Consider the following 11954-nt stretch of genomic DNA (forward strand, 5'->3'; position numbering starts at 1 on the left):
TCGTTTGCGACGTCGCTATGCACGTGTCTTAGGAGCTCACGCCGAAATCTGGCAGGCGGTGCCAACCGGGTGGTTACGATCAGCCCGCCATCTTCCTGCTCGAAGATCTCCTGGTTGGGGTGGAACTCAAACTCACGCGCGGTCACCGCAGCGACCGGGCTGAAGCGCCACACGACCCGGGAGGCCTCTGCGTCCGAGTGGAACGACCCGAAGGATTGCGCCGCATAGGCCTCCAGGTCGAAATCCCTGTCCTTCTCGAACCACTCGATGGTGATCTCGGCCCCGGCGATGCGGTCCAGACGGAACCGGCGCAGGCACTCATCCTTGGCGATGTCGCGCGCGATCAGATAATGGCGCGTGCCCAGAAGGAGACCGTAGGGTTCGACTGTGCGCTGGCACGGCTCGGCGTCCTGCGCACCCTGATACCAGACGACAAGCCGGAAGGGCCCCTTCAGCGCCGCGGCGATGACGCTCATCACGGTGGCCGAGGTCTTCACCTTGGGACCGGGGCGGCAGGCATAGCCCTTTGCTTCCAGGACCGCTTCCGCGTCCACCTCGGCCCGACGCGCATGGGACGAGGGTAGCGTTGCCATCAAGCGGTCGCGTAGGGCTTGAAGTGCCTCCGCGTCCATAAGCGCGCCCTCGCGCTCCGCCCGCCTGATGCTCATCTCGAGCGCGACCAGCTCGCGGTCATATATGCCCTGCATGCCGATCATCGCCGTGTCGTGCAGCTTCCACCATCGGCGCCGTTCGCTGTCGGTCTGGTGCGAAATGCTCGGGAAGACCTCCTTCAGGGCATAGATCATGCGCTGGGCGGTGCGCTCGTTGACGCTGAATTCCTCGGCAACCTCCTTCACGCTGATGCCGCCATGGCGCGATGCCGACAGGCGCGCCAGCTTCAACAAATCCTGTGCCTTCTGAAACGACATGCGGCCCCCTATCCCCGACAGTTTATGACGTAATGCTCAGGGTATACTACATCTGAGGGCGATTCGCCTTAAGGTTGCTGATTGATTGAAGAATTTGACAGGCGCTTCTGCGGCGTCCTGGTCGAGGCATGCCTTCATCAATCTCGTGCCTGCAGGTCCCCGCCCTCGCGTCAGCGCTTCGGGCGGCGCCCCACCGGCTCCTGGTGGCAAGCCGCACCCACTCAGAACGAGAACTGGAGTCAGTATGGCACTACCACCGAGAGCATTCTTCACCCTTCACGAAACCGCGTCGCGTTGGGGCTGCACCATCGCCGACATCGCGGGCTGGGCCGCCGTGGGCAAGCTGGACATTGTCACCGGCATTCCCCTGGCGATCTGCGGAACCGAAAAGGTGTCCGGCAAGGTCTTCGTCTCGCCCATGGACATGCTGCCCCTCTTCCGTCGCAGCGGCACCGGGCCCACCTCCATCAAGCTGCTGCGCGTCAAGCCCGATCCGGGGGCCGACTGGATTTATGTCACCGAGCCGGCCGACGGGGTCGACGTGTCGATCGCCGATCTGCTGATCAGCGGCCAGGACGTGCTGCGGTTCGAGGACGAATACGATCTGCTGCGCCGCATCGGCGGCGGCACGGGCGCACTCTCCCCCTATGACTGGGAGGGGATGTATGTGGCCATGATCAAGCGCATTCACGAACACGGCCTGCCTGCGACGCAGGCGGAGCTGATCGGAGAGCTGCAGGAGTGGTTCGGCAATGTCGCCGAGAGCGGCGACGTTCCGGACGAGAGCACCATTCGCCGTCGGCTGCGCCCGTTCTGGCGCGCCTTGCGCGGCGAGAACTGAGCGCGCAAGCTGCCTCAGGCGCGCTTGGCATCCGCATCGGCATCATGGACGATCTTCGGGCGTGGCCGGAGCATCCCGGCCACGGCGTCGACACCGGCGCGCAGGGGCGAGTCCATCAGATGCGCGTAGCGCAAGGTGGTCTGCATCTGGCTGTGACCCAGAAGCTTGCCGATCATCTCGAGCGATGCTCCACCGCTGACCAGCAGCGATGCGAAGGTGTGGCGCAGATCGTGGATGCGCACATCGGGCAGGTTGGCGTCCCGCTGCACCTTGATCCAGAACCGGCGGATTTCCTTGACGGGCTGACGCGGCACATCGCCCGGGAAGAGCCACGGGTTGCCCTTGCGCACCACGAGCGCCCGCTGCCGGACGATTGCCGCGACGTCGGCCGAGATCGGAACCCGGTGGATCTTGCGCTGCTTGGTGGTCGCCGCCGGCTTCGACCAGATCCCGAGCTCGAGGTTGAACTGCTCGAACCGCGCCTGCCGCACCTCGCCCACGCGGGCGCCGGTCAGCATGCAGATCCGGATGATGCTGGCGGCGCGCTGATCCTCGGCAGCCTCCAGAACCTCGGCCAGCCTGCGGATTTCCTCATGCGACAGGAAGCGCTCCCGCGCGGTCTCGACGCGCTTCTTGAACCCCGAGGCGGGATTGTCGGTGCGCCATCCCCACTGGATGGCGAGATTGAACATCTTGCGCAGCACCTCGCCGATCCGGTTTGCACGGACGGGCGTGGGTTTCTTCCCCTTCAGCTTGCGCGCGCGGTTGTTGGGTTTCGCTTTCGACGGGCGCGCCCTGCCCTGCGCGATGATGTTGAGCAGCTTCGTCACGTCCTGCGGGGTGATTTCGGTCACCAGCTTGTTGCCCCAATGCGGGGCGACCAGCTTGGTCAGGAACGAGCGATGGTCGGACGCGCTCAAGGGGGCCAGCGTCGACGCATGTTCGGCCAGATAGCGATCGATCATGTCCTTGAACCGGGGCGCCTCGCGCATTGCACCGCGCTCGCCCAGCGGGTCGGTGCCTTCATCGATCTGGCGGCGCAGCTCGCGCGCCCGCTCGCGGGCCGCCGTCACGCTCCATTCCGGCCAGCGTCCGATCACCATGCGGCGCTGCCGCCCCGCGAAACGATAGTCCAGGACGAAGGACCGCTCCCCAGAGCGCATGACGCGGATGGACAGCCCGCGGATCTCGGTGTCGAAGACCTGGAAGTCCCGATCCTCTTCCGGGATCTGCTCGCGAACGGTTTTATCGTTCAATCGCAATCTCTTGACCATGCGCACGCCTCCTTCTGCGCATGACACAGGCGTAGATGCGCAGGCATATCAAGCGAAGCATGCGCCCAGGGGTGGCGCACAGGCGGTGACCGGCAGTGATGCGCCGGATCGCCGCCGGTCGTTGAATTCACGAGAGAAACTGGCCGCACGCGCAAACCGCCGGGGGCGAATCTGCCGCGAGACCGCTCAGCGGATCGCCTTGAGACTGACGCCAGGGTCCACCGGCAGGGCAGGACCTGCCTGGAACCCCCACCGAAACTGTAAATTTCATTTGAAATCAATGACCGGCAAGGGTTCCGACCCTTTGCCGGTTGGCTCCATGTGCCTGGATGCCCGCCAGTGTCGGCGAAACTAGGCGAAACCCTGTAAATCCGCTGCGCCACACGCTCCCGGATTGCCACGCGGCACCGCAAGCGCCCTTCTCGCACTGTCGGCTGCAAACGCCTGCGCGACCCCATTTCCTCGAAAACTCCAGCGATATCAATGACCGGCAAGCATCTATCGCATCACCGCCGGTCTCCGCCTTCCCGCCACCCTTCCGGCTCTGCGCTTCTGAAGTCCTGAACTCTGCCCATGCCGGGCGATGACCAGGAGAGACCGGATGACAGAACTTGGAACCTCCCCCAGATCCAGCGCGCCACGTCTGATGAGCGGGTGGATCAGCCGCCTCGACCTCGCCCTCGAGCTTGGGGTCACTGTCGAAACCCTGCATCGCTGGGAGAAGCTGCGCTTCGGGCCACCCTGCGTGCGGGCCGGGCGGAAGATCTACTACCGCCGCGACGCCGTGCAGGACTGGCTCATGCAGCAGGAAGCGCCCGCTCCCCGGTGCGCGGGGGCGCGGCGATGACCATCCCCCTGCCCTACCGCAAGCGCGCCCAGCGCGATCGGGTCCGCCAGGACTGGATCGACGAACGTCTTCGCGAGGCGCGGATCGTGGTCGCCGATGTCGTGAACCATTCCGACCACCTGATCCGTCTCGCCTGCAATGTGCTGGTCCAGCATGGCGAGACCGCGGCCGAGCGCGAGGACGCGCGGATCCTGCTCGTGGTCCTTGATGCCCGATCACCCGGCCGCGCTGGGCGCCACCGGCCAGATCCCGAGGTGCGCCGATGAAGCGCCGTGGCACGCCCGAGGCCGATCTGCAGCGGTCGGTGCTGCAGGCGCTGCGCTTTGCCCTGCCCCGCTCGGCCATCATCCACCATTGCGCCAACGAGGTGACCGAGGCCGGCCCACGCGGCGCGAAGCGCCAGGCGATCCTGGTCGGCATGGGCGTTCATCCCGGCTTCGCGGATCTGATGATCCTCTGCGAGGGCCGCGTCCTGTTCCTCGAGCTGAAATCCCTCAAGGGGCGGCTCAGCCCGAGCCAGGAGGCGTTTCGCGATGCAGTGCAGGCGCAGGGTCATGGCTGGGCGCTGGTGCGCTCGCTTGACGACGCGCTGGGCGCACTGGCGGATCATGGGTTCACGACGCGTGTCGCGGCCCCGGTGCGGAGGCCAGCGCAATGAGCCATGAAGCCACCAACTGGGCGATCAAGCAGCGCGGGCTGAAGCCGACCACCAAGATCGTGCTCTGGCATCTCTGCGACCGGTTCAACCCGGATTACGGCTGCTTCCCCTCGCAGGACCGGCTGGCCGAGGACTGCGAGATCAGCCGCTCGACCCTGAACGAGCATCTGGGCCAGCTCGAGGCGGCCGGGCTCCTGCGCCGTGTTCCCCGCCTGCATCCTGTCACCAAGCGACAGATGCCGACGCGCTACATTCTGGGCTTCGAGCCGGGCTTCACACCGCATGTGCCGGACCCGTGTCCGGAAACCGGACATGGAAACGCGGACGATGGAGAAACCTGTGAAGGACCAGCACCTTTCGAGGACGATGCGCCCGCCGAGGACGAGCCGTGTCCGGAAACCGGACACGGGTGTGACGACCGACCCGTGTCCGATCTGGCGGCCGAGCCGTGTCCGGAAAATGCCGAAAGCCGTGTCCAGAATCCGGACACTAACCCTGTAAGGGAACCCCTAAGTGAACCAGTAAAGGAGGAGGAGGGCGCGCAAGCGCGCGAGGCCATCTCCGAGGAATTCTTCGGAGAACTGATCCGGGCGCTGGGCCTCGACACTGCCACCCTGCCCGGCTGGTGGCAAGGCTGGCCGCCCCGCGAGCATGTCCGGCGCTGGCGCGACGATCTGGGTCTCGACGAGGATGCGATCCTCGCGGTCGCCAAGGCCTCGCGGCGCGATCATCCCGAGCCGCCCGATGGCCCCAAGGGGCTCGATCGCTCGATGCAACGCGCCGCCCAGCGCCTGAAGCAGACCGGTGCCACAGTTGCGAAGAAGGGCACGGCACCCGGTGGCAACGATACCCGGCGCCGAAAGCGCGACGATGGCCCGAGGCCAAGCGATGACGAACTGGCGGCCTTCTACGCCGATCTGGTGAACTCCGACCGGTTCCTGCCGCCCAGCACGATCAGCAACACCATGCGCGACGCGATGCTGACCCGCGGACTGGTCACCGTCGAACGCCTGCGTGAGCGCGGGGTGCGGTGAATGGCATGGTGTTTCGTCCCCGACACGGACTGTCCCTCTGCGCGGGCGGCGGAGGCCTGGATATGGGCCTCATGCTCGCCGAGCCCGGCTATCACACCCGCGCCTTCGTCGAATGGGAGGACTGGCCGCGCGCCGTCCTCGTCGCAGCCCAGCGCGCAGGCTATTTCGCCCCGGCCCCGATCTGGACCGACCTGCGCAGCTTCGACGCCCGGCCCTTCCGCGGTGCCTTCGACGCCGTGCTTGCCGGGTATCCGTGCCAACCCTTCAGCGCGGCGGGAAAGCGCGGAGGTGCTGACGATCCCCGCCACCTCTGGCCCGACGTCGGCCGCGTCATCGGCGAATGCCGCCCGGAATGGGTCTTCCTCGAGAATGTCGTCGGTCACGTCACCCTCGGGCTCGAGACCGTCCTGCGAGAGCTTTGGGGCATGGGCTACACGCCTGCGGCGGGTCTGTTCAGCGCGGCAGAAGTCGGCGCGCCGCACCAGCGGCTGCGGATCTTCATCCTGGCCCACACCGATGAGCCTGCATCCGGGCACCGCCAACTACAACCCGGCGGGGAACAGCGACTTTACTCGGAAGGCGGAAGCACTGGCGCTGAGCATCACCAGCTGGTCGACGCCCAAGGCGACGGACGGCGCGAAGGGTGGGCCGGGCCAGAGCTACGGCTCGGGCGGGAGGCCGCCCCTGCCCGCACAGGCGGCGAAATGGCCGACGCCAGCTGCGCAGAACTGGAAGGGAAGCTCGGAGGCGAGCATCACCCGCACCGATGGCAAGTCAAGGATGGACATCCTGCATTACCGGGCGGAGTTGGGCTTCACCCGCCCGGCCCAGGCGACCACCATGCATGGCGCGCGATCCTCGCTGCACGCCCCGATCTCGCGCCGGCTCTGGGCTTCGATGACTGCCTCGCATGGGCGCGCCGTATCGCGGCGGCTCCTGAAGGGCCGGGCACGACGGCGGCTGAACCCGCTCTTCGTCGGATGGCTGATGGGCTGGCCCATCGGGCACGCGCTCTGCGCCTGCTCGGCAACGGAGTTCACCCTCTGGCAGCGGCACATGCGTGGCGCTCTCTCGCAGCTGCCCATGGCCTTGGGCCCGTGGATCTGGCGGCCGACAGAGGCCACCCAGCGACCGGCGCAAATGGATTTCCTTGAAGGATTGCAACCATGAGCTTCCAGGGACGGATCACCCGCGCAGGCGGCACGAAGGTCAAGCGCGCGCTGGGCGTGCAGGCAGCGCTGGAATGGGCGTTCCGGGTCGAGAAGGCGCAACTGGAACTACCACTCCCCCAGGACGTGACCGAGGAAGGCTTCGGCTTCGGCCTCGAATACGTCCTCCTTCAGCGCGCCGCGCTGGGCTGCAAGGTCGACGGTGGCCAGCACAAGATCGGCGGCTATACCCACGAGGACGCCGAGGTCATCGCCGCAACCGTCGCCGGGATCCCCGACAGCCTCGGTGGCAAACGCATGGCGATCCGCGTGGCGGAACTGGCCCGCGCCGGGCTGACGCCGGACTGGATGCCCGGTGCCGTCCCGCGCTGTGTCCCGGCCGAGATCAAGCGAAATCGGCATGGTGATCGGGCACTCAGCATCGTTGTCGGCACCGAGCGCGTGCTTGTCAAAGGGAAGTGGCGGAGCGTGGAGGTGCGAGCCTGTCCGGTGACATTCAGTCCAGATGCCCAGCAGATCGTCGCAGCACGGCGCGCCTATTGCGACTGGTGGCATGCGCTAGGCTGGGTGCGGGAGGGGCTTCTTGCCGGTAGCATGTTGCGCGAGATCGACCTGACAGGCATGTTGCCGAAGGAGGCGCCGTGGAACCTATGATAAGCGCTAACAGGTCGGTAAGCGTTCTGGAGGCAGCGGCGCATACGACGGCAGCGGACCCGCCAAGGCGGTCGTTCGAGCCGCTCGCGGGGAGACGATAGCCGCGAAACTCTATATCGTTACCCACTTGGCGTCGCCACCAAGCGCCAGGCTTGCTATCACCGCAGCCAGAGACCGATTCAGATGGCAGAATGCCAGATTCCTTGACGGTTTCCGAAGATATTATTGCAATTTTTTCCTTGTGCTATCGCCGAAACGGCGATACAGATCAGCGCAGCGCTGACATTATGGTGGGTTTGCTGATATGGAGCACTTCGCGGTCATCCAAAGCATCGTTCGGGCCGGCTTGGCCGGCGACCGGGACGCTGTGGACAAGCAGGTGCTGCGCCTTCGTGAGCGCCTCGAAAAGGCAGGCGCCACGAAGGAGGCCGCCACGCTGGAGCGTTTGCGCACCGCGGCGCGCGACACGCAAGAACTTGCTCCGAGTCGCGTGGAGATGTCGCGCGGTCAGATCTGCGGGGAAACTCTCGAACTAGGAATCAATCCGCCGATTGATCGAGAAACCGGCGCCCGATTGTGCGCAGTTGAATTTCCCGCTCGCAACGGCCGGGCACCCGTTTATGGGGCGGTAGTGTCAGAAACGGTCGACGGTCTGCTGAACGAATGGGCTCGTGAGGCCGCTCTGCGGGAGGTGGGTGTATCGCCCACGCGCTCTCTGCTTGTTTACGGGCCGCCCGGTTCCGGCAAGACAATAACCGCCCACTATATCGCTGCCCAGTTGGGGTTGCCTTTGGTCGTGGCGCGCATCGACGGCCTTATCTCCTCGTTTCTGGGAACGACTGCGCGCAACATTGCGAACCTGTTCGACTTCGCCAACCGATATGCTTGCGTTCTGCTGCTGGACGAGTTCGACGCGCTTGCAAAGCTTCGGGACGATCCCCAGGAAATTGGCGAGATCAAGCGCGTGGTCAACACCTTGCTGCAGAATCTCGATCAGCGGGGAAGCTTTGGAATCACGATAGCAATTACGAACCACGATAGGCTCCTGGACCCAGCTGTTTGGCGTCGTTTCGAAACTCATCTTCAACTCGGCGAGCCGGACGAGTTCGCTCGCGAAAGCTTGATTGCACGTTTTCTCCAACCGCTCGATGCACCTGCCTCTACTCGCAGGGTATTCTCATACTGTCTCGCAGGGCGCACGGGGGCCGATATCGAAAGAGTGTGCACAGCGGTGAAACGGACGCTTGCGCTCAGCGGTGAATCGCATGATGCGCCAGGGTTATTCCGTGCCTTGAGTACTGTACTAGCCCGTGCACCGCGGCACGACCATGTGGCGGCCCGTATCCTTGCCGTAGATCAAGAAGCGTTCGTCAGCCTGATCGCAAATGATGGGGCGCTTGCGCTCAAGCAAACTGAAATAGGAGAGGCGACGGGATACGGTCAGTCGCGGGTGAGTGACCTTAAGAAAGCAAAGCGCCATCTGCCACTGCTGGAGCCGTCGTATGCCCAATAATCCGGTTCAGATCATCCTGAACGATCGTGATTTTCATCAGGCGCCCGATCCGGGACAGCCGCCACGGAACAAGGATTTTTTCGAAGATGCCGACAAGGCGTTCGTCACCCACAAGGCGTCATTGCTGGGCGCAATCGACCGGATCATCGACGAAATTCGGATAAGCTCATACGGTCCTGCCGCGTATCTAAAAGTACAGATGCGCAACGAGGCGCTGGCGAAATCCTACAGACCAGTATGGTGGCTGTTCAAACCCGATCAATTCCCATGTGTGGGCGCGGATGCGGTCGGAACGCTCTATTTTCGAGCTCCACTGATCTACCTGAAATCGTTGCGACAGCGCATCGAGCATGCTGAAGCCTCCGTTGAGACAAAGTATCGGAGGGCTGACAGCAAGCCATACAAGGCGCCGACTATCGCCCGAGCCGAAGTCGGCGCCATCGAGACAATCGAAATCGCTCCGCCTGAGCAGAAACGAGCATTTTCTACCGCAGCAGCTCTTGCGGCGCTCGAAGATCCTCGCGTGGTTTCGGGTTACCAGGTCGAACTTTTTGAGACGCCGTCCGATCGGGTAATCGCCGATGACCCGCTGGGACGGATTGCGTTGCGGCGCTCCCTTGAGAGACTGTTGCTGTCTCTCGGCATGGGCGCGCGTAGCTATCTCGCCTTTGAAGTCGGACGAACGCCTGTCCTCGAGGTTCAGCTGACCACGCAGCCCGTCGATGCCCTGATCGACAATCGAGCAGGTGTGGCTGGAAGCGACTCAGGCCAAGAAATCAGCTTATCCTCACTAGACCGAAATCCGGAGCGACACGAGGCTACCCTAAATGCGCTCCAGAAGCATCCACTGGTGCGCGCGATCTTGCCACCTGTTCTGCTCGAACTCACAGACGACCGTTCAAGCTCTGAAGTCGGTTCTGCTGCCGAACAAGTTGCCATTCCTCATCCGCAAGACCGGTCGACCTATCCAATTGTAGGGGTAATCGACTCAGGCGTGGCGCCGGTTCTTGATGGTTGGGTTGCGGGGCGGTTCGATTATCTATCTTCAGGAGAGTATGACGCAGTCCACGGCACGAACGTCGCCGGTCTCCTGACCATCGGGCAAGCCCTGAATGGCGTTCACGTCGCGCCTGAGGCGAATGGCTGCTATCTCTATGACATACCCCTCTACCCTGCCGGTCCGTTCATGGCCCGTTATCCTCGAGGTTTCTCAGACTTCCTCGAAGAGGTGGAGCAGGCCGTCGCCGAGGCGAAAAACGAACATGGCGTGAGAGTATTTAATCTCTCCATTAACGCCGTCGCGCCCGTTGATCGACACCGGTATAGTATCTACGCTTCTCGGCTCGACCAGATCGCAGATACCTATGGCGTAGTCTTTGTGAATTCCGCAGGGAACCTGCGACCCGCTCAGGCACGTTCCGCTTGGCAGAAGCGTCCGGTCGACGTCATCAACTATTTCGCGTCGCGAACCTCGCCCGACACGATCTTCAAGCCCGCCGAGAGCGTCAGGTCAATCTCGGTCGGCGCGCTCAATCCTCCAAATACCAGTCACATCACCGACGCGCCGACCGTTTACACGACACGCGGGCCTGGTCTCCAAGTTGGTGTCAAGCCCGACGTTGCTTTCTATGGCGGATCAGGAGGCAGCGGTCCCGGAAAGCCCACGGGGCTTTCGTCATTGTCTCCGTCGGGAGGCAGCCAGAGTGTCGTCGGCACGAGTTTCGCGGCGCCGCTGGTGGCGCGTACGTTGGCGGGCCTCGACTCCCAAACCGAGGGCGGCCTGTCTGTCGAAGCACTGCGGGCCATGTTGCTGCATCACACGGCGATGCCCGAGCCACTCACTAAACGTGGCCTTAAGGACATCGGCCGACAGTTCGCGGGCTTCGGCAAGCCGCGTGCCGTAGCAACGATGCTGGAAACGGACGACCACCAGATCACTCTGCTTTTCCAAAGCCGCCTTAGCATTGGCGAGAAGAAGCCAGTCATTCTTCGGTTCCCATTCAGCTGGCCACAAAGCCTCGTGACAGACGGACGCTGCTCAGGCCGTGCCAAAATCACGCTCGTTTACGCACCACCACTTGATCCAGCCTTTGGTGCCGAGTTCGTCCGCGTCAATCTTGAGGCATCGCTGAAGCAGCGCCAGGTGGAGCCCGCTGCCGACGGGAGGGTTCGATTCACGAACCAGATAGCGGCCCGCTACCTGCCGAAGTCAACCAATCTCGCAATACCCGAGAAGGCGCTCATAGACCACGGTCTCAAGTGGTGGCCGACCAAGCAGTATGAGAGCACATTTGTTGAGAACGGAAGCTCGTCGCAATGGCGGCTGGAGGTTACTAGCCTCGTTCGCGCTGAGGCGCAGTTCCCCGCGGAAGGAGTGCCTTTTGCAATACTCTTGACCCTAGAGGACCCGGACGGCAGCAAGCCAGTTTTCCAAGAAATGCGGCAGTGGCTCCAAGTGAGCACTGCGGTGGCGCAGGATGTTCGAACGGTAACGAGGCTGCGGCAACGTGGTCGGTAGTGGGCAACTTTCAGCAGCAGTGGCGAGAGACGCACCACTAATGGCGCAACTAAACTCGCACTCGCTCAGAACCCATATCGCTCATCCGCCCGATGCAGCAGCACCTTCGCGTCACAGTCGAACAGGCGCACACGGGGTTCGCGGGCGGGAGATCGCTCTGGGATGCGCCACTACACAGCATTGTTGTTTGCCGTCAGTCCGCAAAGGGCCGAGTACGTTATTGCTTCCCCTTCCATGGTTCCTCCTGAGCACGATCCGTATACGGGGGGGCTGAGCGCGGCAGTTTTCCAGCGTCTGGCCTTTTCGCCGGGGAAGCCACATGGAAGCCACCATCGCCCGCGCGCCAGAAATCTTGACTCATCTTCAAACACTTACGGGACAATCTGCGCTCGCCGGGTGGATTCCGGCGGGAATCCAGCGAAGCCACCCAGCAGAAGCCACTAGGCTCCAGACTCATTGATCGTCAAAGCCAGAACAGGACGGTTGCGGCGAGGGCGATGGCGGAAAGGAAGGTCTT

At 63.6% G+C, this 11954-nt stretch carries 11 protein-coding genes and 1 pseudogene; 10 read left to right on the forward strand and 2 right to left on the reverse strand.

All coding sequences use genetic code 11. The features are described 5' to 3' along the window. Positions 1-929, reverse strand: a 929-nt coding sequence (locus GH815_RS18200; RefSeq protein WP_153750154.1) for a helix-turn-helix transcriptional regulator, incomplete at its 3' end; no start/stop codon positions are given. A gap of 244 nt (positions 930-1173) precedes the next feature. On the opposite strand from GH815_RS18200, the gene GH815_RS18205 reads away from it, so the two are divergent. Next, positions 1174-1770, forward strand: coding sequence for a hypothetical protein (locus GH815_RS18205; protein ID WP_153750155.1), 597 nt, complete (start codon positions 1174-1176; stop codon positions 1768-1770). A gap of 14 nt (positions 1771-1784) precedes the next feature. Here GH815_RS18205 and GH815_RS18210 read toward each other — a convergent pair whose 3' ends face one another. Beyond that, positions 1785-3044 carry a tyrosine-type recombinase/integrase gene (locus GH815_RS18210; RefSeq protein ID WP_153750156.1) on the reverse strand — a complete coding sequence of 420 codons (1260 nt, stop codon included), beginning with the start codon at positions 3042-3044 and terminating at the stop codon, positions 1785-1787. Positions 3045-3690: 646 nt separating this feature from the next. Here GH815_RS18210 and GH815_RS18215 point away from each other — a divergent pair. From GH815_RS18215 to GH815_RS18250, 9 genes and pseudogenes are all read left to right on the forward strand, one after another. Further along, entirely contained in the window at positions 3691-3891 is a 201-nt protein-coding gene (locus GH815_RS18215) for a helix-turn-helix transcriptional regulator (protein WP_246176533.1), read from the forward strand. Next, positions 3888-4157, forward strand: a complete 270-nt coding sequence (locus tag GH815_RS18220) for a hypothetical protein (protein ID WP_170290394.1) — start codon at positions 3888-3890, stop codon at positions 4155-4157. The genes GH815_RS18215 and GH815_RS18220 overlap by 4 nt, the downstream gene beginning before the upstream one ends. Next, entirely contained in the window at positions 4154-4549 is a 396-nt protein-coding gene (locus tag GH815_RS18225; protein WP_153750158.1) for a VRR-NUC domain-containing protein, read from the forward strand. Before GH815_RS18220 ends, GH815_RS18225 begins: the two co-directional genes overlap by 4 nt. Then, on the forward strand, positions 4546-5583 hold the full coding sequence (locus GH815_RS18230; RefSeq protein WP_153750159.1) for a helix-turn-helix domain-containing protein: 1038 nt from the start codon (positions 4546-4548) through the stop codon (positions 5581-5583). The genes GH815_RS18225 and GH815_RS18230 overlap by 4 nt, the downstream gene beginning before the upstream one ends. Before the next feature lie 71 nt (positions 5584-5654). Continuing rightward, a pseudogene (locus tag GH815_RS19320) lies at positions 5655-6044 on the forward strand (DNA cytosine methyltransferase); the annotation flags it as partial. A 55-nt stretch (positions 6045-6099) separates the two neighbouring features. Beyond that, complete coding sequence (locus GH815_RS19325) at positions 6100-6753, forward strand: DNA methyltransferase (RefSeq protein ID WP_246176534.1); 654 nt, start codon at positions 6100-6102, stop codon at positions 6751-6753. Then, positions 6750-7406, forward strand: a complete 657-nt coding sequence (locus GH815_RS18240; RefSeq protein ID WP_153750161.1) for a hypothetical protein — start codon at positions 6750-6752, stop codon at positions 7404-7406. The genes GH815_RS19325 and GH815_RS18240 overlap by 4 nt, the downstream gene beginning before the upstream one ends. A gap of 367 nt (positions 7407-7773) precedes the next feature. Next, positions 7774-8919, forward strand: coding sequence for an AAA family ATPase (locus GH815_RS18245; protein ID WP_343030964.1), 1146 nt, complete (start codon positions 7774-7776; stop codon positions 8917-8919). Next, positions 8909-11437: a S8 family peptidase gene (locus GH815_RS18250; RefSeq protein WP_153750163.1), complete on the forward strand. Its 2529-nt coding sequence runs from the start codon at positions 8909-8911 to the stop codon at positions 11435-11437. The genes GH815_RS18245 and GH815_RS18250 overlap by 11 nt, the downstream gene beginning before the upstream one ends. Positions 11438-11954 lie beyond the last annotated feature (517 nt).

The organism is Rhodovulum strictum (genome assembly GCF_009649175.1).
Lineage (GTDB): Bacteria > Pseudomonadota > Alphaproteobacteria > Rhodobacterales > Rhodobacteraceae > Rhodovulum > Rhodovulum strictum.

Excerpts from the sequence above, each read along its gene's own strand:
- GH815_RS18225 (WP_153750158.1), top strand. The coding sequence starts at position 4,154 with ATGAAGCGCCGTGGCACGCCCGAGGCCGATCTGCAGCGGTCGGTGCTG.
- GH815_RS18215 (WP_246176533.1), top strand. The coding sequence starts at position 3,691 with ATGAGCGGGTGGATCAGCCGCCTCGACCTCGCCCTCGAGCTTGGGGTC.
- GH815_RS18210 (WP_153750156.1), bottom strand. The coding sequence starts at position 3,044 with ATGGTCAAGAGATTGCGATTGAACGATAAAACCGTTCGCGAGCAGATC.
- GH815_RS18250 (WP_153750163.1), top strand. The coding sequence starts at position 8,909 with ATGCCCAATAATCCGGTTCAGATCATCCTGAACGATCGTGATTTTCAT.
- GH815_RS18220 (WP_170290394.1), top strand. The coding sequence starts at position 3,888 with ATGACCATCCCCCTGCCCTACCGCAAGCGCGCCCAGCGCGATCGGGTC.
- GH815_RS18205 (WP_153750155.1), top strand. The coding sequence starts at position 1,174 with ATGGCACTACCACCGAGAGCATTCTTCACCCTTCACGAAACCGCGTCG.
- GH815_RS18240 (WP_153750161.1), top strand. The coding sequence starts at position 6,750 with ATGAGCTTCCAGGGACGGATCACCCGCGCAGGCGGCACGAAGGTCAAG.
- GH815_RS19325 (WP_246176534.1), top strand. The coding sequence starts at position 6,100 with ATGAGCCTGCATCCGGGCACCGCCAACTACAACCCGGCGGGGAACAGC.
- GH815_RS18230 (WP_153750159.1), top strand. The coding sequence starts at position 4,546 with ATGAGCCATGAAGCCACCAACTGGGCGATCAAGCAGCGCGGGCTGAAG.